The sequence below is a fragment of the Bradyrhizobium sp. I1.14.4 genome (assembly GCF_050435825.1).
GTDB lineage: Bacteria > Pseudomonadota > Alphaproteobacteria > Rhizobiales > Xanthobacteraceae > Bradyrhizobium.
In genome coordinates this window covers 595,790-622,016 of sequence record NZ_JBNDLA010000002.1, presented here as the reverse complement: position 1 = coordinate 622,016, position 26,227 = coordinate 595,790, and the positions used below count along the sequence as shown (strand labels likewise).

The 26,227-nt window shown below is 63.0% G+C and carries 32 protein-coding genes and 2 tRNA genes; 14 read left to right on the top strand and 20 right to left on the bottom strand.

Translation table 11 applies throughout. The annotated features are described in order from the left end of the window. Positions 1–191 precede the first annotated feature (191 nt). Entirely contained in the window at positions 192–1,355 is a 1,164-nt protein-coding gene (locus ABIB78_RS06760; protein ID WP_429022846.1) for an OpgC domain-containing protein, read from the top strand. A gap of 6 nt (positions 1,356–1,361) precedes the next feature. On the opposite strand, the gene ABIB78_RS06755 is transcribed toward ABIB78_RS06760, so the two are convergent. After that, a complete protein-coding gene (locus tag ABIB78_RS06755) occupies positions 1,362–3,182 on the bottom strand; it encodes a carbamoyltransferase family protein (RefSeq protein ID WP_429022844.1) in 1,821 nt (606 codons plus the stop codon). A 368-nt stretch (positions 3,183–3,550) separates the two neighbouring features. Here ABIB78_RS06755 and ABIB78_RS06750 point away from each other — a divergent pair, with 368 nt between their 5' ends. Then, positions 3,551–3,817: a hypothetical protein gene (locus ABIB78_RS06750; protein WP_429022841.1), complete on the top strand. Its 267-nt coding sequence runs from the start codon at positions 3,551–3,553 to the stop codon at positions 3,815–3,817. Between the two features lie 337 nt (positions 3,818–4,154). Here the strand turns inward: ABIB78_RS06750 and ABIB78_RS06745 are convergent, their stop codons facing one another. From ABIB78_RS06745 to ABIB78_RS06725, 5 genes are all read right to left on the bottom strand, one after another. Beyond that, entirely contained in the window at positions 4,155–4,931 is a 777-nt protein-coding gene (locus tag ABIB78_RS06745) for a cyclase family protein (protein ID WP_429022838.1), read from the bottom strand. Between the two features lie 338 nt (positions 4,932–5,269). After that, positions 5,270–5,346: transfer RNA gene (locus tag ABIB78_RS06740), tRNA-Pro, on the bottom strand. Positions 5,347–5,461: 115 nt separating this feature from the next. After that, on the bottom strand, positions 5,462–5,941 hold the full coding sequence (locus ABIB78_RS06735; RefSeq protein ID WP_429022836.1) for a DUF192 domain-containing protein: 480 nt from the start codon (positions 5,939–5,941) through the stop codon (positions 5,462–5,464). Positions 5,942–6,061: 120 nt separating this feature from the next. Next, a complete protein-coding gene (locus tag ABIB78_RS06730; RefSeq protein ID WP_429022834.1) occupies positions 6,062–6,724 on the bottom strand; it encodes a cold-shock protein in 663 nt (220 codons plus the stop codon). Between the two features lie 211 nt (positions 6,725–6,935). Next, on the bottom strand, positions 6,936–7,697 hold the full coding sequence (locus ABIB78_RS06725; RefSeq protein ID WP_429022832.1) for an SIR2 family NAD-dependent protein deacylase: 762 nt from the start codon (positions 7,695–7,697) through the stop codon (positions 6,936–6,938). 190 nt (positions 7,698–7,887) lie between these two features. Between ABIB78_RS06725 and ABIB78_RS06720 the strand changes: the two genes are divergently transcribed. Continuing rightward, the gene (locus ABIB78_RS06720; protein ID WP_429022830.1) at positions 7,888–8,049 is read left to right on the top strand and encodes a hypothetical protein; all 162 of its coding nucleotides are present in this window, start codon (positions 7,888–7,890) and stop codon (positions 8,047–8,049) included. 129 nt (positions 8,050–8,178) lie between these two features. Here the strand turns inward: ABIB78_RS06720 and ABIB78_RS06715 are convergent, their stop codons facing one another. The 3 genes from ABIB78_RS06715 to ABIB78_RS06705 all read right to left on the bottom strand — a co-directional run bounded on the left by ABIB78_RS06715 (position 8,179) and on the right by ABIB78_RS06705 (position 9,533). After that, entirely contained in the window at positions 8,179–8,457 is a 279-nt protein-coding gene (locus ABIB78_RS06715) for a hypothetical protein (RefSeq protein WP_429022828.1), read from the bottom strand. 312 nt (positions 8,458–8,769) lie between these two features. Further along, entirely contained in the window at positions 8,770–9,204 is a 435-nt protein-coding gene (locus ABIB78_RS06710) for a hypothetical protein (protein WP_429022826.1), read from the bottom strand. Then, positions 9,186–9,533, bottom strand: a complete 348-nt coding sequence (locus ABIB78_RS06705; RefSeq protein ID WP_429022824.1) for a GrlR family regulatory protein — start codon at positions 9,531–9,533, stop codon at positions 9,186–9,188. The genes ABIB78_RS06710 and ABIB78_RS06705 overlap by 19 nt, the downstream gene beginning before the upstream one ends. 158 nt (positions 9,534–9,691) lie before the next feature. Between ABIB78_RS06705 and ABIB78_RS06700 the strand changes: the two genes are divergently transcribed. From ABIB78_RS06700 to ABIB78_RS06685, 4 genes are all read left to right on the top strand, one after another. Further along, complete coding sequence (locus ABIB78_RS06700; protein WP_225644315.1) at positions 9,692–9,865, top strand: hypothetical protein; 174 nt, start codon at positions 9,692–9,694, stop codon at positions 9,863–9,865. A 162-nt stretch (positions 9,866–10,027) separates the two neighbouring features. Next, complete coding sequence (locus tag ABIB78_RS06695; protein ID WP_429022823.1) at positions 10,028–10,273, top strand: hypothetical protein; 246 nt, start codon at positions 10,028–10,030, stop codon at positions 10,271–10,273. A 667-nt stretch (positions 10,274–10,940) separates the two neighbouring features. Continuing rightward, the gene (locus ABIB78_RS06690) at positions 10,941–11,393 is read left to right on the top strand and encodes a VOC family protein (protein WP_429022821.1); all 453 of its coding nucleotides are present in this window, start codon (positions 10,941–10,943) and stop codon (positions 11,391–11,393) included. 289 nt (positions 11,394–11,682) lie between these two features. Then, on the top strand, positions 11,683–12,324 hold the full coding sequence (locus ABIB78_RS06685) for a glutathione S-transferase family protein (RefSeq protein ID WP_429022820.1): 642 nt from the start codon (positions 11,683–11,685) through the stop codon (positions 12,322–12,324). A gap of 18 nt (positions 12,325–12,342) precedes the next feature. Here ABIB78_RS06685 and ABIB78_RS06680 read toward each other — a convergent pair whose 3' ends face one another. From ABIB78_RS06680 to ABIB78_RS06660, 5 genes are all read right to left on the bottom strand, one after another. Continuing rightward, positions 12,343–12,588: a hypothetical protein gene (locus tag ABIB78_RS06680; protein WP_429022818.1), complete on the bottom strand. Its 246-nt coding sequence runs from the start codon at positions 12,586–12,588 to the stop codon at positions 12,343–12,345. A gap of 32 nt (positions 12,589–12,620) precedes the next feature. After that, positions 12,621–12,878, bottom strand: coding sequence for a PilZ domain-containing protein (locus tag ABIB78_RS06675; protein WP_429022815.1), 258 nt, complete (start codon positions 12,876–12,878; stop codon positions 12,621–12,623). Between the two features lie 184 nt (positions 12,879–13,062). Beyond that, positions 13,063–13,137: transfer RNA gene (locus ABIB78_RS06670), tRNA-Glu, on the bottom strand. Positions 13,138–13,294: 157 nt separating this feature from the next. Next, a complete protein-coding gene (locus ABIB78_RS06665; protein WP_429022813.1) occupies positions 13,295–13,444 on the bottom strand; it encodes a hypothetical protein in 150 nt (49 codons plus the stop codon). A gap of 88 nt (positions 13,445–13,532) precedes the next feature. Continuing rightward, entirely contained in the window at positions 13,533–13,874 is a 342-nt protein-coding gene (locus tag ABIB78_RS06660) for a hypothetical protein (RefSeq protein ID WP_429022810.1), read from the bottom strand. A gap of 179 nt (positions 13,875–14,053) precedes the next feature. Between ABIB78_RS06660 and ABIB78_RS06655 the strand changes: the two genes are divergently transcribed. Then, positions 14,054–15,301, top strand: a complete 1,248-nt coding sequence (locus ABIB78_RS06655; protein WP_429022807.1) for a Zn-dependent hydrolase — start codon at positions 14,054–14,056, stop codon at positions 15,299–15,301. 4 nt (positions 15,302–15,305) lie between these two features. On the opposite strand, the gene ABIB78_RS06650 is transcribed toward ABIB78_RS06655, so the two are convergent. Next, positions 15,306–15,524: a DUF2061 domain-containing protein gene (locus ABIB78_RS06650; RefSeq protein ID WP_429022805.1), complete on the bottom strand. Its 219-nt coding sequence runs from the start codon at positions 15,522–15,524 to the stop codon at positions 15,306–15,308. A 210-nt stretch (positions 15,525–15,734) separates the two neighbouring features. Here ABIB78_RS06650 and ABIB78_RS06645 point away from each other — a divergent pair, with 210 nt between their 5' ends. After that, positions 15,735–16,772 (top strand): PrsW family glutamic-type intramembrane protease, encoded by a 1,038-nt coding sequence (locus ABIB78_RS06645; protein WP_429022803.1) that lies wholly within the window; start codon positions 15,735–15,737, stop codon positions 16,770–16,772. 93 nt (positions 16,773–16,865) lie between these two features. Further along, positions 16,866–17,003 (top strand): DUF6471 domain-containing protein, encoded by a 138-nt coding sequence (locus ABIB78_RS06640; RefSeq protein ID WP_429023014.1) that lies wholly within the window; start codon positions 16,866–16,868, stop codon positions 17,001–17,003. A gap of 11 nt (positions 17,004–17,014) precedes the next feature. Here the strand turns inward: ABIB78_RS06640 and ABIB78_RS06635 are convergent, their stop codons facing one another. Then, positions 17,015–17,830, bottom strand: coding sequence for a hypothetical protein (locus tag ABIB78_RS06635; RefSeq protein WP_429022801.1), 816 nt, complete (start codon positions 17,828–17,830; stop codon positions 17,015–17,017). A gap of 134 nt (positions 17,831–17,964) precedes the next feature. Here ABIB78_RS06635 and ABIB78_RS06630 point away from each other — a divergent pair, with 134 nt between their 5' ends. Together ABIB78_RS06630 and ABIB78_RS06625 are read left to right on the top strand one after the other, a co-directional pair. Next, positions 17,965–18,537 (top strand): HdeD family acid-resistance protein, encoded by a 573-nt coding sequence (locus ABIB78_RS06630; protein ID WP_429022799.1) that lies wholly within the window; start codon positions 17,965–17,967, stop codon positions 18,535–18,537. Positions 18,538–18,773: 236 nt separating this feature from the next. After that, positions 18,774–19,859: a 3-deoxy-7-phosphoheptulonate synthase gene (locus tag ABIB78_RS06625; RefSeq protein WP_429022797.1), complete on the top strand. Its 1,086-nt coding sequence runs from the start codon at positions 18,774–18,776 to the stop codon at positions 19,857–19,859. A 67-nt stretch (positions 19,860–19,926) separates the two neighbouring features. Here ABIB78_RS06625 and ABIB78_RS06620 read toward each other — a convergent pair whose 3' ends face one another. The 3 genes from ABIB78_RS06620 to epmA form a co-directional block, all read right to left on the bottom strand. Next, positions 19,927–20,193, bottom strand: coding sequence for a hypothetical protein (locus ABIB78_RS06620; RefSeq protein ID WP_429022795.1), 267 nt, complete (start codon positions 20,191–20,193; stop codon positions 19,927–19,929). A gap of 241 nt (positions 20,194–20,434) precedes the next feature. Further along, entirely contained in the window at positions 20,435–21,526 is a 1,092-nt protein-coding gene (locus ABIB78_RS06615; RefSeq protein WP_429022794.1) for a lysine-2,3-aminomutase-like protein, read from the bottom strand. Beyond that, positions 21,523–22,575 (bottom strand): EF-P lysine aminoacylase EpmA, encoded by a 1,053-nt coding sequence (gene epmA, locus ABIB78_RS06610; RefSeq protein WP_429022792.1) that lies wholly within the window; start codon positions 22,573–22,575, stop codon positions 21,523–21,525. Before epmA ends, ABIB78_RS06615 begins: the two co-directional genes overlap by 4 nt. A gap of 386 nt (positions 22,576–22,961) precedes the next feature. Here epmA and efp point away from each other — a divergent pair, with 386 nt between their 5' ends. Together efp and ABIB78_RS06600 are read left to right on the top strand one after the other, a co-directional pair. Further along, entirely contained in the window at positions 22,962–23,528 is a 567-nt protein-coding gene (gene efp, locus ABIB78_RS06605; protein WP_173643398.1) for an elongation factor P, read from the top strand. Positions 23,529–23,670: 142 nt separating this feature from the next. Then, positions 23,671–25,149 carry a M23 family peptidase gene (locus ABIB78_RS06600; RefSeq protein WP_429022790.1) on the top strand — a complete coding sequence of 493 codons (1,479 nt, stop codon included), beginning with the start codon at positions 23,671–23,673 and terminating at the stop codon, positions 25,147–25,149. 32 nt (positions 25,150–25,181) lie between these two features. Here the strand turns inward: ABIB78_RS06600 and ABIB78_RS06595 are convergent, their stop codons facing one another. Further along, positions 25,182–26,075, bottom strand: coding sequence for a dihydrodipicolinate synthase family protein (locus tag ABIB78_RS06595; protein ID WP_429023011.1), 894 nt, complete (start codon positions 26,073–26,075; stop codon positions 25,182–25,184). Positions 26,076–26,227 lie beyond the last annotated feature (152 nt).

The following is a 26,227-nucleotide window of genomic DNA, read 5'->3' as shown; positions in this document are numbered from 1 at the left end:
CGCCGGGATAGTATAGAGACACCGTTCTATGAACTGACCGGTGATTCCTCGATCTCGGAGGCAGCCTTCGCCGGACCGGTATAGTCATTCTACCGCGCTGTGACAATCTGGCCCCGGGGAGGCTTCCTTTGTAGTCCCTTGGGCCCAGGCGCGGTGTTCTCGACAGCATCACATCGAGGAAGCGGCGCCCCATGGAAATTCACGCTCACCTGCCCGAAAAAGGACGTGACCTCCGGCTCGATCTGTTCCGCGGGGTCGCGAACTGGGCGATCTATCTCGATCACATTCCCGACAATGTCGTGAACTGGATCACGACACGGAATTACGGCTTCAGCGACGCCGCCGACCTGTTCGTCTTCATCTCCGGCTACACCGCATCCTTCGTCTACGCCCGCATGATGCTGGAGCGCGGCTTCATCGTCGGCGCCACAAGGCTAACCAAGCGGGTCTGGCAGCTCTATGTCGCCCACATCATCCTGTTCGTGATCTACATCGCCTCGATCAGCTATCTGGCGCTGCGCTTCGGCGATTCCGAGATCATCAACGAGTTCAACGTTGCCGGCCTCGTCGACAACGCCACCGAGACGCTGCGCCAGGGCCTGTTCCTGAAATTCAAGCCGGTCAATCTCGACGTGCTGCCGCTCTACATCGTGCTGATGGGCCTGTTCCCGCCGGTGCTGTGGTTCATGCTGCGGCGGCCGAACTGGACCATGGCGGCTTCGCTCGCGCTGTGGCTGGTGTCGCGCCACATGGGCTGGAACCTACCGGCCTACCCGGCCGGGACCTGGTACTTCAATCCGTTCGCCTGGCAGGTGCTGTTCGTGTTCGGCTCGTGGTGCGCAATGGGCGGCGCGCGCCAGAACATGCACATCATCAACTCGCGCTACACGCTGTGGTTCTGCATCGCCTATCTGATCTTCGCGCTGATCATGACGATGGCCGGCCGCTTCCCGGACCTCGGCGCGATGTTCCCGGACTGGCTTTATTCGAGCTTCAACCCGAACGACAAGACCAACCTCGCGCCCTATCGCTTCCTGCACTTCGTGGTGATCACGGTGCTGGTGATCCGCTTCATCCCGAAGGACTGGTCGGCACTGGAGTGGAAGGTGTTCGATCCCCTGATCGTCTGCGGCCAGCAATCGCTCGCGGTATTCTGCGTCGGCGTGTTCCTGTCCTTTGTCGGACATTTCGAGCTCTCGATGAGCTCGGGATCGCTGTTCGCGCAGATCTTCGTCAGCATCTCCGGCATCGCGATCATGACGATCGTGGCCTATTACATCTCGTGGTCGAAGCGGCAGGACAAGCCGATCAAGCCGCCGGCGCAGAAACCGGCGGCGCCGGCGAAGCCGGCTTGACAGGCGTCAGCTGCCACCGCGGCTGGGGTCCTGCGTGGTCGAGGAGACGATGGTGGCGACGTCGCCGAACGTCGTCATCACGGGCGTGACGACCTTGTGCATGGCGGTCTTCGACACCAGCGTGTCGTGCAGCACGAGATTGTCGATGCCGGTGGTGAGGAAGCAGCTCACCGCATCCTGCGGCGTCTCGATGATCGGCTCGCCCTTGACGTTGAACGAGGTGTTGATCAGCACCGGCACGCCGGTCAGTGCCTCGAACTCCTTCAGCAGGCGATAGAGCATCGGGTTGGTTTCCTCCCGTACGCTCTGCACCCGCGCCGAGCCGTCGACATGCACGATTGCCGGGATCTTGTCGCGCCATTCGGGGCGCACCGGCTTTGCGATCAGCATGTAGGGCGAGTCCTCCTCGCCCTCGAAGATCTCCTTCATGCGCTCGGCCAGCACGATCGGCGCGAACGGGCGGAATGCCTGGCGGTGCTTCACGCGACTGTTGAGGATGTCCTTCATCTCGGCCTTGCGCGGATCGGCAATCAGGCTGCGATTGCCGAGTGCGCGCGGACCAAATTCGGAGGGGCCCTGAAACCAGCCGATCACCCGCTGGTCGGCGAGCAGCCTTGCAGTGTCGCGGTAAATGTTGTCGCTGCGCTTGGCGTCGATCTGGATGCGCACCAGGAAACGCTGCAGCGCGGCCGCGATCTCGGCGTCGCTGTAGCGCCGGCCGACATAGGCATGGTCCATCACGAACGAGCGCCGCTGCTTGAGAATCTCCAGCCAGCCGTAATAGGCGCAGCCGATGGCGATGCCGTCGTCGCCGGCGGCGGGCTGGATCCAGATATTCTCGAAGCCGGCCTCGCGCGCGATGCGCCCGTTGGCCACGCAGTTCAGCGCGACGCCGCCGGCGATGCAGAGGTTCTTCGCGCCGGTGGTCTCGCGCAGCCAGCGCGCCCGCGCCAGCAGCACGTTCTCGGTGTCGTCCTGCACGCGCCAGGCGATGTCCTCCCAGTGCCGCATCGCAGGACTCTTGTCCCAGCTGCCGCTGTCGAGCACGAAGGGCTGCTGGTTCTCTTCGCCCCAGAACGGCACATGCAGTTTGCCGTCCTTCATCTCGAGCAGATGGCCGACCTGCTCGCGGCGGCCATAGGGCGCCAGCCCCATCAGCTCGCCGCACTTGTTCCAGTCGCCGAACACATAGGTCGAGACCCGGCTGTACAGCGCCCCGAGCCCCGGCATGTTGTAGAACTCGTCCGACAGCAGCCCGCGCGCCGGCTCCATCCAGACCTTCTTCAGGCATTCGAGCCTGGTGTCGTCGAACCTGTAGTAGCTCTCGGACTCGCGGGCGAGCGGCGAAGCCCCATCCTGCGGATAGGACTCCATCGCGTCGACTTGATAGTTGCCGACGCCGTCGACGATCATCACGACGCCGTTCCTGAACGGCGACACCGCGAACGCGCTGTAGGCATGCGCGAGGTGATGCGAGATCGACACCACCTTGTCGGACTTGGAACGAAACAGCGGATGCTTGATTGCCTCGTTGCGCTCGGCAATCGGCAGAAAGCCCGGCATGTCCTGGTGAAGCATCCGCTCCTCCATCTCGGGCACCGGCAGGATATAGCTGTTGCGCACCACGAGAGCGACGTCGTCGAGCGTGATGCCCTCGGCCGAAAGGCAGTAGTCGACGACTTCTTTGTAGAAGCCGGAGGCGTGCTTCTCGCGGGTGATGCGCTCCTTGGAGATCGCATAGGCGATCGCGCCGTCACGCAGCAGGCAGGCGCTCACGTCATGGTCGTAGACGTTGAGACCAAGGACGTAGGTGTGTTGTTTCGGCATGGGCACTCTTTAGGGAGGATTCTGAAACGCTCAGAGAACATGATCGTGTCGACTTCAAGTTCTCGACGACATTTTCCGCGGTTCGCAAATCGCTGCTTCTGCGATGCACAAATCAGATCGGCGCAATGCAAGATGAACAGAATGAACGGCGGATGAACGACAAGATGAGCGCAGCAACTTCATCATCCTATGCAGGCGGGGCTGTAACTTGACCTTACCTGTTGGTCCCAATAGAGTCGCTAAAGCTCGCAAGAACCTTAGTGAAAATATTGTCTTGCCGCGTAAGAACCAAATGCCGGTCTCGCGCGTCTAAAGCGAGACAGCCAGCATCAGTTCAGATGTTTGGAAGTGACCTGGAGATCCTCAGAATGACTAAACGCTACAATATCCTGACTCGTTGCTTAGCAGCAGTCGCTTTGTTGTTCGTCTATGTCGCGAGCACCTCCGCCATCCTGGTCGGCGCCACCACGTCGGCTGCGCAAGCGCAATGGCGCGGACGCGGCGGCTGGGGCTATCGGGGCGGCGGCTGGGGTCGCGGCCGCGGTTGGGGCTATGGCCGCGGCTATGGCTATCGCGGCTATGGCGGTCCCCGTTGCTGGTGGACCCCGCGTGGTGTTCGCGTTTGCCGGTGGTGACAACCGCTCGGCCGACACAAGCGATATTGAAGACCAGAATCAGGTGCATCGGTCCCGGCGCACCTGATTTTCTTTTGGGACTTGGTTTACATTGGGACTTGGCTCATCTCCGGCACGCAAGAAAGAGCCCCGGAAGACGCCGGGGCTCTAGTCACGGGAGAGAACGCTTCAGAAATCGGGACGCGAGGACGAGCCGCCGGCCCGATCACCCAATGCATCTACTACGTGCATAGAAACAGATTCGGCTGCCTCAGGCTGTAGCCGTGGCGCAACAACCTGCCGTAATGCACAGCCTGTCCACCGGTTCCAGAACTGGCCGAAGACAACCCCAAGGCGCCTAATCGTCGAGGATCGCGACCGCCCTCGTCCACCCCGCCGACGCGCGTTCGATCTTTACCGGGAAGCACGACACCATGAATCCGGTCGACGGCAGCTGCTCGAGGTTGTGCAGCTTCTCGATGTGGCAATAGCCGATGTGCCGTCCGGCCTTGTGGCCTTCCCAGATCAGGCTGGCGTCCCTGGTCTCGGCATATTTCTTCGCAGTGAAAACGAACGGCGCGTCCCAACTCCAGCCATCGATGCCGGTCAGCCGTACGCCGCGCTCGAGCAGATACATCGTCGCCTCGTAGCCCATGCCGCAGCCCGAATTGACGTAGTCGGGCTGGCCATATTTCGCGCCGGCGCCGGTGTTGACGACGACGATCTCGAGCGGCGACAGCGTATGGCCGATCCGCTTCAACTCGGCTTCGACGTCCTTTGCCGTCGCGACGTAGCCGTCAGGCAGATGCCGGAAGTCGAGCTTCACGCCGGGCTGAAAGCACCACTCCAGCGGCACCTCGTCGATCGTCCATGACCGCTCGCCGTGGTTCATGGTCGGATGAAAATGCCAGGGCGCATCGAGATGCGTGCCGTTGTGCGTGGAGAGCGAGACCTGCTCGACCGCCCAGCCCTGCCCGTCAGGCAGATCGGCCGCCTTCAGCCCATCGAAGAACTGCAGCATGCGCGGCAGTCCCTGCTGATGGTCGATATACTGGATCGTCGGGTGGTTGCCGGGCGGATCGGCCGGAACGTCGTTCTGCAGGGAGACGGAGATATCAATCAGTCTGCGCGCCATGGTGCCTCCTCGCGGATTGTTCTTGTCAGGCTGAGCCACCCTGCCAGCCGGCGCGCGCCATCGGCAAGCCACATCCGCTGGAGATCGCAGCTCACGATCTCCTGCCTTGGGCTGCGGCAAGGCGGCGCAACGTTGAACCTATCCCCTGCCGGGACGACCCATTGGCACTGGGGATTTCAGGGCCCAGTATTTTCGACGGCGCCGTCTGGACGAACATATTCCGTCCAGGCGGCGTTGTTGCGTCAGGCAATAAAATCTCGATCGAAGCTCGCATGGGCGCGGCCCCGCCCGACGCGGCCTGCCCCGGTCAGCTCTCGCGGTGAAGCCTCAGGATGGGATGGTCGGGGCAGCTGGATTCGAACCAACGACCTGCAGTACCCAAAACTGCCGCGCTACCAGGCTGCGCTATACCCCGATATTTCCGAGAAGCCCCGTGGATACACGCTTCAGCCAGCGCCAGCAAGGCGCAGGTGCGGGGCTTGCTGCGGCGAAATCGGCACCGGTTTCCGTCCCGAAATCGCATCAAAACGCTAGCGGCCGCCGAACAGCGGATGGGCGACCCGATCGCCGGGCTGGATGCCGTATTTCTGCGCGGTCCCGGCAATGACCTCGAGAACGCCCTTGGCTAGCCCCCGCGACGGAATGATCTTGGTCGACAGCGGCTCGGTGTTTTCGGCGATCCGCAGGATCCGCCCATCGGCACGGACGAAGATCATATCGAGTGAGATGTAGGTGTTCTTCATCCACATCGACACTTCCTGCTCCGGCGAGAAGTCGAACAGCATGCCTTTGCCGTCCGCGAGCTCCTTCCGGTACATCAGCCCGGTCTCCTTCTCCTGCTCGGTGGTCGCCATTTCGACCGAGAAGACGTGCACGCCTGATTTGGTGACGATCTCAAGCGGCTGGATGCTGGCAGCCTGTGCGGCCGGGGCCAGCAGCGCGCCGAACATGATGATGAGGGAGGCCACCAGCCACGAACGAAGCCGCCCAGCAATGCGAACGAAACTCATCGACAACTACTCACGCCGGAGAAGATTTTCCGGCGGACCCTAACCCGATGATCGCGGCAAATGCCAGAGCCCAGAAGGCTCGCCGGCGGCTCACGTTTACGTCAGGGCGCGCGACGGGATTTAGTGCGACGACAGCGCCGACGGGCCGGTCTCCGGGTGGATCTCGGCGGCCATCATGCCCTTGGAGCCGGGCCCGAACCGCACCAGCACATACTGGCCGGGGCGCAGCTCGGTCATGCCGAAGCGGCGCAGCGTCTCCATGTGCACGAAGATGTCGGGCGTGCCTTCCCCGCAGGTCACGAAGCCGAAGCCGCGCAGCCGGTTGAACCACTTGACCTGTGCACGCTCGAGCCCGCTGGTCGCGGTCACCGTGACATGGGTTCGCGGCGGCAGCATCTGCGCCGGATGGATCGCAGTCGACTCGTCCATCGAGACGATGCGGAAGGCCTGGTAGCCCTTCGCGCGCTGCACGCATTCGACGACGAGCCGTGCGCCCTCATAGGCGGTCTGATAGCCGTCGCGCCGCAGCACCGTCACGTGGAGCAGGATGTCGGGCCAGCCATTGTCGGGGACGATGAAGCCGTATCCCTTCGAGGCGTCGAACCATTTGATGACGCCCGACACTTCGACGAGATTGGCCGCGGTGTCGCCGAGACCGGAGAAGGCATCCATCGCCGGATCGCGCGGCGCGCTGCCATACTCGCCTTGTGCAATCCTGCTTTGCCCAACTCCGCCTATCGGCGGTCCGCCGAGCTTCTTGGACTCAAATCCGTCCGACCCCATGACCCCGGACCCCACACATCAAATGCAGATCGCCGACATTGCGGCGCACCCTGTACACGCTGCTCTCCATGACCAACTCACTTGGACACTCATTTGGACGCTGCGCGAATCTCTCAACCAAAAGATAACACTCCCGCTTGCCGGGCATAGCTAAAAAACGATTCTTGCGGGAACTATGAACAGGCTTGCACAGCCGCGAATCAATCGGGCATCAATTGCCTACGAAAGGACCAAGCGTGTCGCCGATGTCGTGGCGGATCACCAGATCGGCTACGTCGTCCTGATCGGTCGGCTCGTTGTTGATGATCACGAGCCGCGCGCCGCTTTCCTTGGCCATCATCGGAAAGCCTGCGGCGGGCCACACCACCAGCGATGACCCGATCGCCAGAAACAGGTCGCATTGCCGGGAGAGTTCCGCCGCGCGGCGCATCGCATCCTCGGGCATCGATTGCCCGAACGAGATCGTCGCGGTCTTGATCGGGTTGCCGCAGTCCGCGCAGTCGGGCGCGCTACCGGTTTTGTCGAAGTGCTGCTTCACCCACGAAAGATCGTAGTCCTTGCTGCAACCGATGCAGCGGGCGTAGGTCGTATTGCCGTGCAGTTCGATCACGTTGTCGGCCTTGAAGCCCGACGTCTGATGCAGATTGTCGATGTTCTGCGTGATGACGCCGGGAACCTTGCCTGCCCGGTAGAGCGACGCCAGCGCGCGATGCCCGCGACCGGGCTTGGCTGCCGCGAACGTTGGTTCCATCGCGAAGCGGCGACGCCACGACTCGTCGCGCGCTTCCTGACTGGCGACGAATTCGTCGAACGGGATCGGCCGGTTGCGGGTCCACAGCCCGCCGGGCGAGCGGAAGTCGGGGATGCCGCACTCGGTGGAAATACCTGCCCCGGTGAAGGGCACGATCGATGAGGCCTCGGCAATCATGTTGCCGAGTTGCTCGACGCCGCTGCGCAAGTCTTTTGCGATCACTGGAAATGATCCGGTTGGCCGCGGCGATTATAGCACGATCAGACCGATTGCGAGCTCAACCCTGACGCGAGCGATCGAGCCACCCACCGCCTTGGCATCATCACAATCCCGCAATTCCTGCTCCGCATTCACGCCCAATTCGCCGACGCCAATGCGCCGCGGGACAGGACCACGATCAGGAGGATGGGCAGTGACCGATCAGGAAGACCGCGTCGCGCGCGAGCGCGAGGAGATCGTCGCACGCGTTGCCAGCTTCAGGGCGACGCAGCAGAAGTTCGAGCGCGATCGCCAGGAGTACTATGACAACACGCTCGGCAATGTCTGGAGCGGATTTCAACGCAAGAGAGCTTGAGGCCATGCCGACCGCAGGGGCACTCGCTCCGACGCAAACAACGACAGCGGATGCGAAGTCATGTCGCGCCGTCACACCATGACGCGCAATTGAGAAAGCCCGGAGCGGTGCGCTCCGGGCTCGTCGCCGTTACCAATAGCGATAGTGGTGTCGATAATATGGACCGCGATAATAGGCGTACGGGCCGGGGCCGTAATAGCCGTAGTAGCGCGGACCGTAGTAATAGCCGGGATAATAGCCTGGCCCGTAGTAATATGGGCCGTACGCAGCGGCCGCGCCCGCAGCCAATGCGCCAGCGGCCAGACCAAAGGCCAGTCCGGGCCCGATATGACGCGCCTGCGCCGGCGCGCTGACCATCGTTCCGCCGACCGTCGCTACCGTCGCCACAACTGCCAATACCTTTTTCATAGCAACCTCCTCACGTAAGTCCGCAGTGTTAACGCCGGCTCGAAGGGATGGTTGCGGCAAGGTCGAGTTCGCAGCGCACGCTCCGGTTCCGCAGCCATGCGATAGCGCAAAGCTACCATCGGTCAGCGCGGGAACAAAAACACAACCTCAGAGATTACCTTGCAAGTAAGCGAGGTTGGCAATGCCGGCATGGATGGAACTGCTGCTGAATGTGATGGGCTTTGCCGGATTCATCGGCATCGCGATGTATCACAAGCACCCGAACGGGAAGCTGCCGGACTGAGCGCCTGCAGCGCGTCGCGGTTCGCCGTGTCAGTTTGTCTTGCGCGTCTCTCCGGCCGTACGAACCAGCCGATCAGCCTTCACGAGCACCTTGCCGCTGTCCGGCTGCGGCCGGAGCCAGAAGCTGATCGCCACAAAAATGGAACAGAATAGCAGGCCCGCCACCATCACTCGCCGGTGGGTCGGTCGATCCGCGCTATGGAACGATGGCATCATGGCTATCACCCAAGCCATCCCAATCACAATCGCAGGTGGTAGCAACAAGATCCCGCTCTTAACCGGGTTAGCGGGGTTGGGTAATGTCTGGTTCGGAGGGGCCATCGGCAGCAGCTGCTGAATCCACATGATATTCCATGCTTGTCCGCAGCAAATCCACAGCGTCCGCGGGTCCATTTGCTCAACAAGCTTCGGACCTTGCTGCGCACTCGTCCACAGCCTCGCGGCAGTCACGCGTCCGCCAGCCATTTCAGGGTTGCCTGGAAGCTCAGGCTGCGGGTTCCAACCAGCACGGTCCCGAACACCTCGGCCTCGTCACCGCTGAACGTGCCGGAGAAGCCGCTCGTCACCTCCTGCTCGGCGAACAGTGGCCGGATGAACGGATCGGAAAAAGGGGAATGCTGGTTGGTGCTGAGATAGCCCTTCCAGGTTCCCTCGCCGACCGTATAGGCCCCGATCGACCAGTAGTGCGGCCCGCCGCCGATCAGCAGACCGTCGCTCAAGATAAGGACGCTGCTGTCGCGGCCGCGCACGCCGTCGGTCATGTGGAGATGGACCGAATAGATCCCGTTCTTCATCGATCTTGCCGTGTTCCGGAGGCCCACAGTATGGCCCCAACCCGCGCCGCACGCGAGCGGCCGATATCCCGCCGATTCGCGCCCAAAGGGCCCCGTCCAGACGCTTACAAAGCGTTAAGAAAGCCCTGACAAGGTTCAACGGCCGGAGGGAGAGAGCCATGCTGGTTTACCCCGTACCTGTCGAAGTCACGCAAGCCAGAGTGCAACTCGTCGTCGACCAGACGGCGAAGGAGCAGCCGCGCATCATCAATGAGGATGTGCTTGATGTCTTCGCCGCAAAGAATCAGGCCGACCGCGACGCCGTCGAGACCATCCTCGACATCAAGGTGTGAAAGCGGCACCCGGCCAAAGGCGCTTGCTTTCGGGCGATAGCGATGCGCGGCGGCGCAGGTCGCGCGAGCGCCGTAGGTCGAGGCCCGAACAAGCCAGCCACTGGGATCAAGAGGAACTACGCGACGGCTTGCGGGTCATCCTGGTGACGCCAGGAGACACCCATGTACAAGCCTATCGTCGTCGCCATCCTCGCCCTGATATGCGGCGCTGCCTTCGCCCAGAATACAGGTCCCGCACCGCAAAGCGGCATGGAGCGGCCTGAAAATACCAACGGAGCCACACCGAAGGGCTCGATGGACACCACGGGCATGGATGTGAAGCGAGCAAACAAGGTCGAGACGAAAGGCACGGCGCATGGCGCGGCCGGCCCCTCAAAGACAGGAACCAACCGCTCAAGCCCGAATTGAACGGCGAAGCGGTGATCACATGAGTGGTGCCGACAGCTCGCCGCCATGTCGGCTTTGAAAGCCCCTGCGAATCCCCCTCGCGGGGGCTTTCTCTTGAACCTTTTGCGCGGTGCGAAGACAAAACGACGCTGGGGATTTCAGGGCTCAGCATCCGGCACAGCGCTGTGGGGCGAACATATTCCGTCTACGCGGCGCTGTTGCATTTTACAAATTCAACTTTAAGTTTGGCCTCCAACAGTTGACGGCTCACGCCCTGAGAGATCCCCAGTCCGTCAACTGGGAAAGCCCCGCATCCAGCCTGCGGGGCTTTCCATTTCCTGCACGCGGGAACCTGCCGCTCGGCGCGTCGTTAAATGCCCGGTTGCCGGCACGATCTCCCCAAGGCCGGCCGGCATCCGACCTCGCGAGCCCACTCGCGAGGTTTGCTTTTTTTGAGGATATCCAACCTCGCGCATCCTTGATTGGCTGTGATGAACAATCGGTGAGATAGAGGCCGTGCCTCCAAGGCTCGACCACGAAAGCCCTGTCCCGGAAATTTCCCGGGCGGGGCTTTCTCGTGTCGCGTGCTGCGCAAGACCCCTGCCCTGCGTCGCATTTTGCTGCTAATTCTTGGCCTGTCTCGCCCGAGCCCAAACAAAATCTCTGAATCTCTCAGGAGGATAAAAAAATGCGCTATCTGCACACCATGCTGCGCGTCCGCAATCTCGATATCGCGATGAAATTCTATCAGGACGCGCTGGGGCTGAAGGAGGTGCGCCGCATCGACAATGACAAGGGCCGCTTCACGCTGGTGTTTCTCTGCGCGGAGGAAGACCTCCATCTGCTCAAGTCCCTGCCGCAAACCCGCGGCGCGCCGTTGGTCGAGCTGACCTACAATTGGGACGAGGAGAAATACGGCGAGGACCGCCATTTCGGCCACCTCGCCTACGAGGTCGACGACATCTACGCGACCTGCGAGAAGCTGATGAAGATGGGCGTCACCATCAATCGTCCGCCGCGCGACGGCAACATGGCGTTCGTCCGTTCGCCGGACCTGCACTCGATCGAGATCCTGCAGAAGGGCGACCCGAAGGCGCCGGCTGAACCGTGGGCGTCGATGCCGAACACCGGCCACTGGTAAGCACCAAGATAAACGCCGCGCCCGCGCACACATTCCTCTGCGCGTTTCTCCATCGGTGAGGCGCGGAACAATCGCGAGGAACGTGACGCGACCCGTTGCCTCATTACAAGAGAGTTCGAGGAGGCAACGAGACGGGAAAAGGACTTTTGCTTTGGCTAAGCGTATCAGCGAGGCTCTGCCGCAATGCGGTGGAGCCTCTTTTTTTGCTCTCAGTACAATTCACCCCGCGCTTTTCCCTGACGCTTCAGCTAAGAACGCGCGCAAAGCACAACAGCGGAAGAAACCCGTGATGGACAGCAAACCGCAACTGACGATCTGGGGCCGGGCCAACTCGGTCAATGTGCAGAAGGTGCTCTGGTGTCTCGCCGAGCTCGACCTCCCCTATCATCGCATCGACGCCGGCATGCAGTTCGGCAAGAACGATCAGCCTGACTATCTCGCGATGAACCCGAATGGCCGCGTCCCGACGCTGGTCGACGGCGACTATGTGCTGTGGGAATCCAATTCGGTGATGCGCTACATCTGCATGGCCTATGGTCAAGGCTCACCGATTTATCCGGAATCGCCGAAGGCGCGCGCCGCCGTCGACCGCTGGCTCGACTGGACGCTGTCGACGCTGCAGCCGGTCGACCGGCCGGTGTTCTGGGGGCTGGTGCGCACGCCGCCGGAGAAGCGCGACATGGTGCAGATCCAGCAGGCCGCCGACGCCGAGGGAGTGGTGTGGCGCGTCGCCGAGGCGCAGCTCGCAACCCGTCGCTTCATCGAGGGCGATCAGTTCACGATCGCCGACATCGCGATCGGCGCCTTTGCGCGGCGCTGGCTCGGCGTCGAAGGCGTCACCAAGCCGAAGCTGCCCAATCTCGAACGCTGGTTCGGCGAGATCGCGCAACGGCCCGCCTTCGTGCGCTTCATCGCGCCGCCGATGTCGTGAGTGTTGGCGGCGAGCCGCTCAGCGCCCGCTGGACATCCCGCCCTCGACACTGATGCCGCCGCCGAGCTTCACGCAGGTGTCGGAGCCCTCGACCTTGACGAAGCCTGCCCCGTACGACGCGCAAGGATTGCTCCGCGTCGTGGATTTCGACGGCAAGGTTTTCCCGGCAACGGGAGGCGTCTGGAGATTGCGGCGGTCGCCCTGCTGCGCAAACGCAGCAGCGGGGATCAGCACGGCGATGATGGCGGAGCAGATTTTGCGCATCCGCCCCTTCTATCGTGGGTGGCCCAACGAGGCTAGCGCACGAATTTGACGCCGAACGTCCTGCCTTCGCGCCAGACCACTTCGCAGGCGCGCCCGGTGCGGGCGTCGCGCGAAAACGCCAGCCGCAGCTTGGCCGGCAGCGTGTTGTTGTCCTGGACGGTGATTTTGGCGCCCGACGCGGACATGTCCTCGACCACGCATGGCCGCGCGGCGAAACCGCCGTCGAGCGTGATCCAGCCGGATCGACGCAGCGATTTGCGCGTTTCGCGCTTCTTGGACCCTAAAACCATTCACATCATCCCCGGGGCTCAGCCGTATCGCCGCTGGCTTTACAAAGGGTTGCGAAATCATGGCGGATTGCAGCGATTGCGGGGTTGTTCACACGGGGTTGTTCACACCTGCCGGGACGGGCACGGCACAGCATCCGCCCGAGGACAATCCGTTGAGTTGGCAGGATTTCCGGTTTGGCCGAGATGGCGCTCCCTAGCGGAATCGAACCGCTCTCTCCACCGTGAAAGGGTGGCGTCCTAACCGATAGACGAAGGGAGCAAAACTACCGGCAAATCAATACGTTGGACGTGAGACGCGCCGGAGTGGCCACAGCCGATCAACGGCCGCAACGGGCGAACGTATAGTGGCGATTGGCCGGGCGGGCAAGCTTTCAGAACGCTTTTCCGGGATTGCCGGCGAGATCACCTGCGGGAGGTCACCTGCAGGACAATCCGGCCTCGATCGAGGTCCAGAAGCCGCAATGCGGCGGCACATGCGCATGCGCCCGCGAACCACCGACATGAATCAGGATAGCGGCGGCGAGCGCGACGACGACAGCGGGAACGACGAATCTGCGGAATGACATGGGGCTGCGCATCGAACGATATCGTGGCCTAACTAAGACCAGCGGACACCGACCGATATTTGGGAAACGGCGCAGTCCCCGCCGACCGCTAGTGATTGCTTGCGACGTCCTGACGGTCGTTCGGCTGTGCCGCCGGCGTCTGCTTGATGCAGGTGCTGCAGATCACGAGCTTGCGCGCGAGCCGATCGTCCGCATCTGCTTCCGACAGTTGCGCGCCGGATGTCTCAGCGACGGCCGGTGACGCATTGCGCGCATGGCGGCGCGGCGGCGGCGAATTGGGGTCTTGTCCAGCACCGTCCCAGGCCAGCGGACCGGTTCCCGGCGCCGGTGCGGTCATGCTGTATTGCTGTGAATATTGCGCGCACGCGCCGAGCGCGATCGGAAGAAACAGTACCGCGGCCTTGCGAGCCCAGTTCCGGAATGCAGACATGATCACACTCACACGCTATTCGTACCGCGACATTCGTACTGCGACCTAAGAGCAGAACCGCTAAGAAATCGTTTGCCCTGATTGTTCCGTCGCATCCAACCACGACGGCATCAAGACGGGATTGCGGCGCCAAGAAGCAAACCTATACGCAAATCAAGACGCTAATCCGGAGTCCAACCATGCCAGGCATCAACAGTCGCTTCGATGGCAAGCGCGTGCTCGCCGATCTCAAAGCGCTGCGTGCGATCGGGGCCTACAAGACCGGCGTGCACAAGCCGACATTCTCGGAACCGCATTTGCGCTCCCTCGACTGGCTCGCCGGGCAGCTGCCCGACGCTGACCTTGTCGCAACGATCGATGGCATCGGCAACGTGCTCGGCTCTAGCGCGAAGGCGGGACCGAAACTGCTCGCCGGCTCGCATCTGGAGAGCCAGAACCATGCGGGCTGGCTCGATGGCCCGCTCGGCGTGATCTATGCGCTGGAAGCCGCGCGCGTCATCAATCCCGATCCGGACATTCACGGTGCGGTCGAGGTCGCCTCGTGGTGCGATGAGGAAGGACATTTCGGCAGTTTCCTCGGCAGCCGCTCCTTTGCCGGCGCCGTGACCGAAGGCGATATCGATGCGGCGCGCGACCGCTCCAGTGATCGCACCATGCGACAGGCGTTGCGCGATGCGGGCTTCGCCGGCCGCCCGCGCCTCAACGCCGAGGCTGGCCGCCATATCGGCTATCTCGAAGCGCATATCGAGCAAGGCGACACGCTTGAAGGCAGCGGGCTCAAGATCGGTATCGTCACCTCGATCGTCGGCATCTGGCAATATCGCATCACCTTCACCGGCGAGCAGAACCACGCCGGCACCACGCGGATGGCGGTGCGCAAGGATGCGGGCCTGGCGCTGGCGCGATTCTGCGTCGCGATCGACGACAGCTTCCCTGCGCTGTGCGGACCGCGCACGGTCTGGACCACCGGCCGCATCACGCTGGATCCGGGCGCTCCGAGCGTCATCCCGGGCAGCGCCGACATGCTGTTCCAGATCCGCGACGACAATCCCGAGGTGATCGCGCGTCTCGAGCAACAGCTTGGTCGCATGGCGGCCGAGGTCACCGCGCAAGGCTGCTGCGGCGCGAAGATCGAGCGCATCCGCACCGGCGTGCCCGCGATGATGACGCCCGCGTTCCAGGATGCGATCGAGGCCGCCAGCGCAGCCTGCGCCGGCGGCAAATCTATCCGCATGCCGAGCGGCGCCGGCCATGACGCGCAGGTCCTCGCCACCATCATGCCGGCCGCGATGCTGTTCGTGCCGTCGATCGGCGGCATCAGCCATCACTGGAGCGAGAACACCGACGATGCGGACATCGTCACGGGCGCCGAGGTGTTCGTCGAAACCTGCCGGCGCCTGCTGATGCATGCAGCCGCCGCGCGCTGATCGGTCAGGCGCGCCGTCCGAACGGAACAACTGCCCAGACCCGCTCATGCACATAGTACCAGGCGATCTTGGTAATAATCTCGAGCCCGGCGATCGAGCCGGCGACCGTAACCTTGCCGGTCATGAACCAGCTGATGGCGAAAGTATCGAGCGTCCCCAGCGTCCGCCAGCTGACGGCCTTGAGGATCGATCGCGTATGAGTCTCTGCTGCGCGCAAATGCACCCGGTAACGTCTCCCGTCTGATCGGATCCACTTCTATCATGCCGTTGACGGACGCGCTCCCGCTCGCCCCGCAATCATCCAGGCACGTTGCGAGCCTGCGGCCGGTACAGCCAAGCGCGAATTCCCAAGCGCGTGTCCGCTGCCGCCGGCCACCTTGCAAAGTGCTGGGTTTGCGGCCATTTTCGCCTTTCACGAGAACAGATTGGCCCCATGTTGTTGCTTGAGTCGCTTCCGACTGTGATTGGCGCCGCCGCCATTGCCCCCGCGCTGCTGGTGCTGTGGCTGGTGATTGCAGCCGACGAGCGCCCCGGACCGCCGGTGCAGGTGTGGCTCGCCTTCGTGCTCGGCGCGGCCAGCATCTCGCTGCTGGGCCTGGCGCGAATTCCCTTCAATGCGCTGCTCGCCATTCCCGACAATCCCTGGGCGACGCAGGCGGTGCGCGCGGCGTTCGGCGTCGCGGCGCCGGAGGAGATCGTCAAGGTTCTCGTCATCGTCGCCATCTCGACGCGGCGCCGCGCCTTCGCCGATCCGATGGATACGGTGGTCTATGGCGCGGCTGCCGGACTTGGATTTGCCGCCTACGAGAACCTGGCCTATCTCGTCCAGCACAAGGACATGTGGCGCGCGCTCGCGGCGTTGCGCAGCGTGCTCACCGTGCCGTTTCACGGCGCGCTCGGCATCATCGCCGGCGCCTACCTTGCGATCGCGCGCTCCGGTGGCGCACTCGGCGCCTACCGGGGCCACCGTGACTGGTCGCGCATCTCGAACTGGGCGCTGGTGCTGGTCGCACCGGTCGCGCTGCACGCGGCGTTCGATTTTCCGCTGCTCGCGCTCCAGCGCATCCCCGATCTCGGTTCGACCGCGCGGCTGTTGCTCGGTTCGGCGAGCGTGCTGATCGGCTTCTCCTCGATCGGTTTTGCAATCCGCCTGGTGCGCCGCCTCGGCAAGCATCATGCACCGCGCACTGACGTTGCGCGCGAGCGGCTCAGCCAGTTGCGGCGGATGTGGGCACTGCTGTTGATCGGCGGCGGCACCGGCTTTGCAGGTGTCTCCTTCCTGCTCACCTCGCTGCATCATTGGTACGTCAATCCCGAGCGCAATGCGTCGTTCATCCTGGTCCCGATCGGCTTCACCTCGATCCTGATCGGACTGGCGCTCCTGATCGCGACCACCGCGGTCTACTTCCTCGGCCGCAACCGGATGCGGACCGCCTCGGAGGGCTTTCCGTCGGCTCCCGGTCAGAGTTAGGATACGCCGCACGCGCGCGGTATTATCGCGCAAACGCCACAAGCCTAAGACTTAAGGAGGGCGGAAGTCACTTACGCCGAGCTAGCCTAGCGGCTGAAGAAACACGGCTTCAAGGATGAGATCGAGGCTGGAATCACCATGAAGCTCAAGCGCGGAACGTTTTCCGCAGTGTTCTTTCTCGCGCGTATAGCAGCCATGGAATTAAAGTGTGTGGTCGTTGATGATATTTGAATGGGCGGAAGCTACCCAGGCCTTTTCTGGTAAGCGCGCGCATTGGAATTCCAATCGAAATACCAACCGCCGCCGTTGATCAGCGCGGCAACGTCCTGCTCTGTCAGTTCGAAATTGATGTCGTCCTTTATCGTAAGTTCTACGCCATTCTCATCATTGGCAAAGACCGAAAGTTCATGATGGCCTGGCGCGAGTCGGTATGAAGTTTTCGCGTGAGGTTCGGAAATGTGGAAATCACTAAACACTTCTCGCCCCGTGTCAGGAATTCGCACGGCAGTCGTGCGAACGGGATGGGCTTTTTCTGAATTCGCAAAGTCTCGCGTCATCCATAGCCGGAAGTCTTGTGCTGTTCCAGACGTAACCCTGACGTACATATCCTTAATTATCGCGGGGGCGTTCGCATGAATAAATATCAAGATGTGGACATATGGGGCAGTGAACGCGCCGCCTCCTCCGATGAAAAAGGACTGCGATATCCCCCGAATCCCGATCGAGTTTCCCGAGTGATGCTTCGTCGGGGGAAGTATCGATCCGCCCCCCTCTGCTTGTGCTTTACCGTCTGCATCTCGCGGCTGACCTCTCGCTAGCTTTTGCGGGCCGGGCATCCAAATGGATGTGACAACCAAATAGGCGAGACAAATTATGCCAACAGTCAGGGCGCCATAAGCAATCAGTGCGGGGGTTTTTGACATAGCGGTCAAAAACTCCCCAGCGTCGTGCGGGAGATGAATGATCGATATCGCGTCTGCCAACCGCTTGGCGATAGTGAGCAGGAACAGGCCGATCGACACGGCCGCCCCCAAAACCGCAGTCCACTTCTGCCGCATGAAAATTGCCCCCCAAAGGCACCGTACCCTAGGGGCGCGAGATTCTGAATAGGTGCAACCCATCTAGATTACGCGAGGCATCCGGAGGCGTTTGCGCCATAATGCCGTACGCTCGCACAATCAGGAGAGCCGCGATGACCCTGTCCAACGACCTCGACAAGCTGCGATCGGAGATGCAGGCCGCCGTCAAGGCGCACTGGAAGGCGTTCCTGTTCGAAGGCATCCTGCTCGTGGTCCTCGGCATCGCCGCGATGATCGTGCCGGCATTTGCGAGCCTCGCCGTCACCATCTTCCTCGGCTGGATGTTCCTGATCTCAGGCATCGGCGGGCTGATCGTGACGTTCTGGGCGCGCAACATGCCGGGCTTCTGGTGGTCACTGATTTCGGCCGCGCTCGCCGTGCTGGCCGGTATGGTGCTGCTCGCCCGCCCGATGCAGGGCGTGTTGACCCTGACCATTGTGATCGGCGCCTATTTCGTCGCCGAGGGCGTCGCCACCATCATGTACGCGCTGGAGCACCGCCGCGAATTGTCGGGACGCTGGTCCTGGCTCCTGGTCGCCGGCCTGATGGACATCGTGATCGCCTTCTTCATCATCGCGGGCTTGCCGGAGTCGGCAGGATGGGCGATCGGCCTCCTTGTCGGCCTCAATCTGATGTTCGGCGGCGCGACCCTGATCGGCGTGGCGCTGGCGGCGCGCAACACCTGACGGCGAACCGGCTCGCCGGGTCGGATTGGGGGGTGACAGGCGCAAATCCCTGCGCTATAGAGCCGCCCATGATCACCGTCGCCACCAGCTATTTTTGGTACTTTAGCTACGACAGCTCGCTGGCGGCAGGAGGATCGCGCTCAATCTGAAGAATTGCAGCAAACATCCAAAACAAGCCGCCAGACCTGGCGGCTTTTTTGTGTGCCGGCAGGTCCCGAAATCCAAAGGAGCCAGCCGTGTTGAGTACGACAGACGATCTTCGCATCAAGGAATTGAAAGAGCTCAGTACGCCCGAAGAGGTGATGCGGGAGGTCCCGCGCACCCTGACGGCGACACGGGTGGTGATGGGCGCCCGCAACGCCATCCACGCGATCCTCAACGGCACCGATGACCGCTTGCTGGTCGTCGTCGGCCCCTGCTCCATCCACGATCCCGCGGCGGCCGTCGATTACGCCGAGCGCCTCGCCAGCCTGCGCGAACAGCTCACCGACCGCCTCGAGATCGTGATGCGGGTCTATTTCGAAAAGCCGCGCACCACCGTCGGCTGGAAGGGGCTGATCAACGATCCCGATCTCGACGGCAGCTTCGACATCAACAAGGGCCTGCGGCTTGCCCGCAACGTGCTGTCGGCCGTGAACAATCTCGGCCTGCCGGCCGGCACCGAATTCCTCGACATGACGACACCGCAATTCATCGCCGATCTGGTCTCCTGGGCCGCGATAGGCGCGCGCACCACCGAGAGTCAGATCCATCGCGAGTTGGCCTCCGGACTGTCCTGCCCGGTCGGCTTCAAGAACAGCACCGACGGTGGCGTGCGGATCGCGGCCGACGCGGTGAAGTCCGCCTCGCACCCGCATCACTTCATGGCAGTCACCAAGGGCGGCCGTTCGGCTATCGCCGCGACCAGCGGCAACGAGGATTGCCACGTCATCCTGCGCGGCGGCCGGGTGCCGAACTATGATGCCGCAAGCGTCGATACCGCCGCCGCCGAGCTCGGCCGTGCCGGCGTCGCAGCGCGGCTGATGATCGACACCAGCCATGCCAACAGCAGCAAGAAGCCGGAGAACCAGCCGCTGGTTGCCGCTGACATCGCACAGCAGGTCGCAAGCGGCGATCAGCGCATCGTCGGCGTGATGATCGAGAGCAATCTTGTCGCGGGACGCCAGGACGTCGTCCCGGGCAAGGCGCTGACCTACGGCCAGAGCATCACGGACGGCTGCATCGACCTCGAGACGACGGCTGGCGTATTGAAGCAGTTGGCCGATGCCGTCGACGCAAGGCGCGGCGTGCGCCGTGACGGTCTGCAGGAGTGTTCGGCCTGACGCTGCCGAACGGATTGAGCGTTGCCGGCGGGGCGGATATCGCGCTCCGCCGGCGTTTCGCCGCGGCTTAGCAGCCGCGGCAGATGCTCTTGATCTTCTTGTCGAGCGCAGCGTCTTCCTTGTTGGCCGTGCTGTTCGGATCGGTGATGTTCTTCTCGTTCGGAACTTCGCCGCGGCGCGGCTGACGATGTCCGACCGGCGCCTCCGGAAGCGGCGCGCTTTTCTGCATGGAGGACGATCCGCCCTGTTGCTGCGCCCAAGCCTTGGACGTTCCAACCTGGGCCGCTCCCACCACACCCATCATCAGAGCCATCAACAAAATTGTCTTCCGCATCTCGCGTCTCCGCTTGTCAACCCTAGCGCGCCCGTTCCGGCACCTCGACAGTAGCACAATTGCGCCGCACCTGCGCCGCGCAATCCTGCACCCTCCGTATATCGGCCATCGTACCAAGGAGCCAGATTCCCGCGGCGGCGAGCACCACAAAGAAGCCGAACATCACAGCATTTTCGATGCCTCGGTTGCCCTCATCCTCGGGCGGGCCCTGCCGTCCGTCCCCGCCCCGCTTATCGCCGGCTCACGGTTGCGGCGGGTAAAGATGAACGTCACCGCAATAATCGACGATACGGTACCGTCGTTCCAGAGGATCTTCACGTTCGCGCGAAGCTGACTGCGACAAATAGGTCGGGCCGATCGGCGCCTTGCCGTGGCCGCCGGGGATGTCGAGGACGTAGTCCGGCTGACACAGTCCGGAGACGCGCCCGCGCAAGGCCCGCATTAATTCCTGCCCTGCTTCGATCGTGGTGCGCAAATGCGCGGTGCCGGGTGCAAGGTCGCCGTGGTGCAGATAATAAGGCTTGATCCGGCACTCGACGAAGGCGCGCATAAGCGCCTCGAGCGTCGCAGCATCATCATTGACACCGCGCAGCAGGACCGACTGGCTGACCAGCGGGATACCGGCATCGCCGAGGCGCGCACATGCCGCGCGGGCATTGACGCCCAGTTCGCGCGGATGGTTGGCGTGGATTGCAACCCAGGTCGTCGCCCCCTCGACCCGCAGCGCCGCGATCATCTCGGGATTGATCCGTTCCGGATCGGCGATGGGGACACGGGTGTGGATGCGGATGATCTTCACATGATCGATATCAGCGAGATCGGCCATGATCTCGGTCAACCTGCGCGACGACAGCATCAAGGGATCGCCGCCGGTCAGGATGACTTCCCAGATCTCTTGATGGGTACGGATGTAATCCAGCGCCGCGCGGTAGGCATCGTCGGACAAGGCGGAGGCCTTTCCCGGCCCGACCATTTCGCGCCGGAAACAAAACCGGCAATAGACCGCGCAGACGTGGACGAGCTTGAACAGGACCCGATCCGGATAGCGATGCACGATCCCGGCGACGGGCGAATGCGCATCGTCGCCGATCGGATCGGCGTTCTCGCCCGACTGCTCCACGAGTTCGTCAGCGCTCGGGATGAACTGCCGCGCGATCGGGTCGGCGGGATCGGCCGGATCGATCAGCGCAGCAAGCTCCGGCGTCACCGCGACCGCGTAGCGCACCGCCACCTGTTCGAGCCCGGCAAGTGCCGCGACCGGCGCGAGGCCGGCATCGACCAGTTCGCGCGGCTGTCGCAGCGTCGCCGCCAATTTGGGATCGATCCTGTTCATGTCTCTCCTGCAGGCGGTGTCCAGACCACCTGATCAATTCGCGGCGCGCCGCTCGCCAGCATCACCAGCCGGTCGAAGCCGAGCGCGACACCGCTCGCCTCCGGCATCTGGCCGACCGCGGCAAGGAAATCGTCGTCGAGCGGATAGCGCTCGCCGTAACGGCGGGCCTTCTCGTCCATCGCTGCGGTGAAACGATGGCGCTGCTCGGCCGCATCGGTCAACTCGCCAAAGCCGTTGGCAAGCTCGACCCCGCAGGCATAGATCTCGAAACGCTCGGCGACATCAGGCTCGCCCGCCTTGGTGCGCGCCAGCGCGGCCTCGGGCGAGGGGTATTCGAACAGCACCGTCAGGCGGCCCTGTCCCAGATTGGGCTCGACATGCTCGACCAGCACCTTGCTGAAAATGTCCGACCAGGTGTCGTCATCGGCGATCCGCACCCGCGCTCGCGCGGCCGACGCCAGCGCGGCGCGATCGCCCTCGCCGCCCGAGATCGTCGCCAGCAGGTCGATGCCGGCGAAGCGCTCGAAACCTGCGGCGACCGTCAATAGCTCCGGCTCGGCAAAGGGATCGGTCATCCTGCCGCGGAAGGAGAAGCGCCCGATCCCGGTTGCCTGCGCCGCATGGGCGATCGCGACGATCGTATCCGCCATGATGGCGTCATAGCCGGCATTGGCGCGGTACCATTCCAGCATGGTGAATTCGGGCAAATGCAGGTCGCCACGCTCGCGATCGCGGAATACCCGCGCGAACTCGTAAATCTTCGGCTCGCCGGCTGCTAGCAGCTTCTTACAGGCGAACTCCGGAGAGGTGCGCAGATAGCGCGTCGCACATGAGCCATCGGCATGCCTGAGCTCGGTACGGGGGGCGTGCAGATGGGTCTCGTTGCCCGGCGAGATCTGCAGGATGGCGGTCTCGACCTCGGCAAATCCCTGCTCCTCGAACCAGGCCCGAAGCGCCCGCGTGATCGCGCTCCGCGCCTGCAGGAACGACCTGCGGTCCGCGTAGCGCGACGGTGTCCACCAGGGAGAAGGCGCATCCGGCTCGATCATCGTGAACTTGTCTCCAGCCGCATCGAATCAACCCCAACACCTCCAACCGCTTGATTAGGAGGCGAGCGTAAACCATTGATATTGGGTGAATTAACGACCGGCACGAGGTTTACCCTGCAGAAATGCGGTGACGATTGTCCCTTCATGTCGAAAGACGCCGGCCTTGTCCATGCGGCCGACCCCGTCGCCAGGACGGCCCAAATCCCGATCGGTCGACGAAGCAGGCCCGGATTGGGCTCAGATCGAAGGCGCGTAACCTACCAAACCAGCCGCAAAGGACTGGCATCTCAAAAACAAATCAGTATGTTGCAGCCCGAAATCGCCGCCATGGCCGAGGGGCTGCCATCCGGTTTGCGCCCCTGGCTCCCAAATTCAGGAAAACACCTTTGAAAGTCATCGCCAGTTCCATCCGCAAGGGCAACATCATCGAGCAGGACGGCAAGCTCTATGTGGTCTTGTCCGCCGAAAACATTCACCCCGGCAAGGGCACCCCGGTCAGCCAGATCGAAATGCGCCGCATTGGCGACGGCGTGAAGGTCTCGGAGCGCTACAAGACCACCGACCAAGTCGAGAAGGCCACCGTCGAGGACCACAACTACAACTACCTCTATGAGGACGCCGACGGCTTCCACTTCATGAACAATGACAACTACGACCAGGTCCAGGTCTCCAAGGAGATCGTCGGCTCGTCTGCGCCGTATCTTCAGGAGAACATGACCGTGAAGCTCTCGATGCACGAGGGCAACCCGGTCGCGATCCAGTTGCCGCAGCGCGTGACGCTGGAAGTGGTCGAGACCGAGCCAGTGACTAAGGGCCAGACCGCCTCCTCGTCCTACAAGCCGGCCATGCTGTCCAACGGCATCCGCACCGGCGTGCCGCCGCACGTTTCCACCGGCACGCGCATCGTCGTCATGACCGAGGACGGTTCCTACGTTGAACGCGCCAAGGATTAAGCGCTAGTCTCTCTGGAGACATGAGCCGGGGGGTGCAGTGAACAGGAAGGTGGTCAGCTTCATCAGTTGCTGGCTGGCAGCCCTGCTCTCGCCTCCTCCCGGCGCTCATGCAGACGAATTCCGAACGCCTTCGATCTCGGCCATGCGGATCGAATGGCGTGCCGTGCTCGACCAGCTGCGGCAAGAGATCACCACCCGCCCGGCGATCGCCGCCAACTTTGCTTTCGCCGGACAACGCCGCGTTTCAGCCTACGATCCGCGCGCGACGCCCGCGCTGGTGCAACTGAACGCGGTGACAGCGCCGCTGTTTCCAGGCATCGCGCACAGCCCGATCCCGGTACTGCTGCCTTTCGACCCCGCAAGTTATCTCGACGCACGACGGAACGGCGCACCGGACAGCCTGCCGGTCGCGCGCTATCAGGCCGATTTTCGCGCTGTCGATTTCTTCGGTGCCGGTGCGTCCGGTTATGACGCGGTGTTCTCGCTCGAGCCCGACGCGGGCGACGGCATGCCGCAACGGACGTTTGCGAAACCGGTCGAGGTGCAGATCTCGGGCTCGATCCTGGTCTACGACCTCGCCGACCGGCTCGGCGGCAAGGGTGAGCCGGTCAAGACGCTGGCCGCGCAGTTTCCGGACATCCGCCGCTTCATCCGCGAAGGCTATGTCCGCTACGCCTTCACCCGCTTCGGGATTCCCTATGTCGTCTCGATCCAGTGCCTCGACAGCGCGCCGCGGCCGAAGCGGCTGGCGTGCCGCGAGGCCTATCCTGTCGCCGAACGCTTCCTGAAGGCATTGCGCATCGTCGGTGGCCAGCCGTCGCGGCCGCGCGGCGACATCGCCTCCGGCATCGCCGAGCGGCCGATCACGCAGTCGGCCGACTTCACCTATCGCCCGAGCGGCGATATCGTCGCGGGCAGCGGCGGGCGCAAGCAAGGCGGCCACGCCGACTTCAACGTGTATTCGCAAATCCGCTTTCCGCTGGAGAAGGCGCCGGCCTTCGCGCATTCGCAATCCTTCGCCAAGCGCAAAGCGGGCGCGACCGTCGACGAGTATCCCTGGCAGGACAATTTTTGCGAGGCGCGCAGCTTCGAGGTCGGCCAATGCAGCGGCGGCTACGGCCATCAGGGCCAGGATATCAGACCGGGCGCGTGTCCGGCTGACAGCAAGGACGGCTGCGACCCCAGGCAACAGGTGGTCGTCGCGGTGCGCGACAGCATCGTGATCCGCTCGGCGCAGCAGCAGGCCGCGACATTGCAGGTCAACACCGGCACCGAGCACATCCGCTTCCGCTACATGCATATGAACCCGTCTGTGATGGACGCCGACGGCCTGCTCAACGGACGCCGGGTCAACGAAGGCGAGAAGGTCGGCGTGGTCTCGAACTATCTCGACCATCCCAACGGCACGTCGCGGCATCTGCATTTCGACGTGCAGGTGTTCACGCGCGATGGCTGGCTGTGGGTTAATCCCTACACCACGCTGGTGTCGGCCTATGAGCGGCTGATCCGCGGCCGTGGCCGCGAGATCGGACCGGTGACCGGAGCTGCGGCAGCCGTGGCGCACGCCCTGCCCGACGACGTCTTGCATCGCATCGACACCCAGGAAGGCGGCAGCAATTAGATCGGCCGCCCCTTGCGCTAGAGGACATGCGATCAGTCGATCTCCATTGCAGCCAACGTCTCCTTAACCTTCCTCTGAGCGTCCGGGGGCAATGGCAAGATCGGACGCGGAGGCTCGGCCGCACAGATCCCTCTGAGATTGGCGATCGCGTAAACGACCCGCAGGCTCGAGAATGTTTTGAACAGCTGCCAGACCGGCTGCAGACGCGCGTCAAGCTGGCGCGCCTTGGCGGCATCTCCAGTTGACACGGCACGGACGATGTCGAGGCAGTTCTTGGGAAAAATTCCTGCGAGAACACTGTACCAGGTCTCGCCGCCCGCCAGCAGCGCCTCGGTGCAATTCCAGTCGGCACTGTAACCCAACGAAAACCCGCTCGGTACGGCAGCCCGCAATTCAGCGACATGGCCCGATACTGCAGAAGCGTCCGGCGCGGGACTTTTCACCGCCACGATTCCCTCGACACGGCTCAAACGGCCGATCAGAGCCGGCGTGAAGCGAAAATGCGTCGTGCCCGGATTGTCGTAGATGCAAATCGGCAATCTGCTTTCACGCACCACGGTTTGAAAATGCTCAAAGACCTCGTCGTCCGTCAGAGGCGTGTAGGAAACCGGCGCCAGAAGGCCTGCCGTCGCGCCGGCATCACGCGCATCCTGAGCCAGTTGCACGGCCTCGTCGGTTCGCAGTGCGCCGATCCCGACCAGGATCGGCGTTTGACCGTCGGCCAGGGCGGTCGCCGCCTGCACGGCCCGCCGCCGCTCATCGCGGCTGAAATACGGATATGAACCGGTACTTCCGAGCAGCCCGACCGAATCCACCTTCGCGGCAATCAAAGGCTCCAGCAATGCATGAAGCGCTCCCGCATCGACCTCCCCATCTCGATTCGAGGGTGTGATCGGGAAGGCAGAAAGCCCTTTGAGATTGACCATCGGTTGCTCCTCTTCGGTGACCGTCGCTCGATCGGAAACGGCGGTCGTTACCGCCGCGCCATCAATCACGGAGCGCAGTTCTGCTTGCAAGGTCCAGTTTCCTGCGCACTTCACACCAAACTGGTCCAGTGCGCAGCGCCACTCGCGACCCG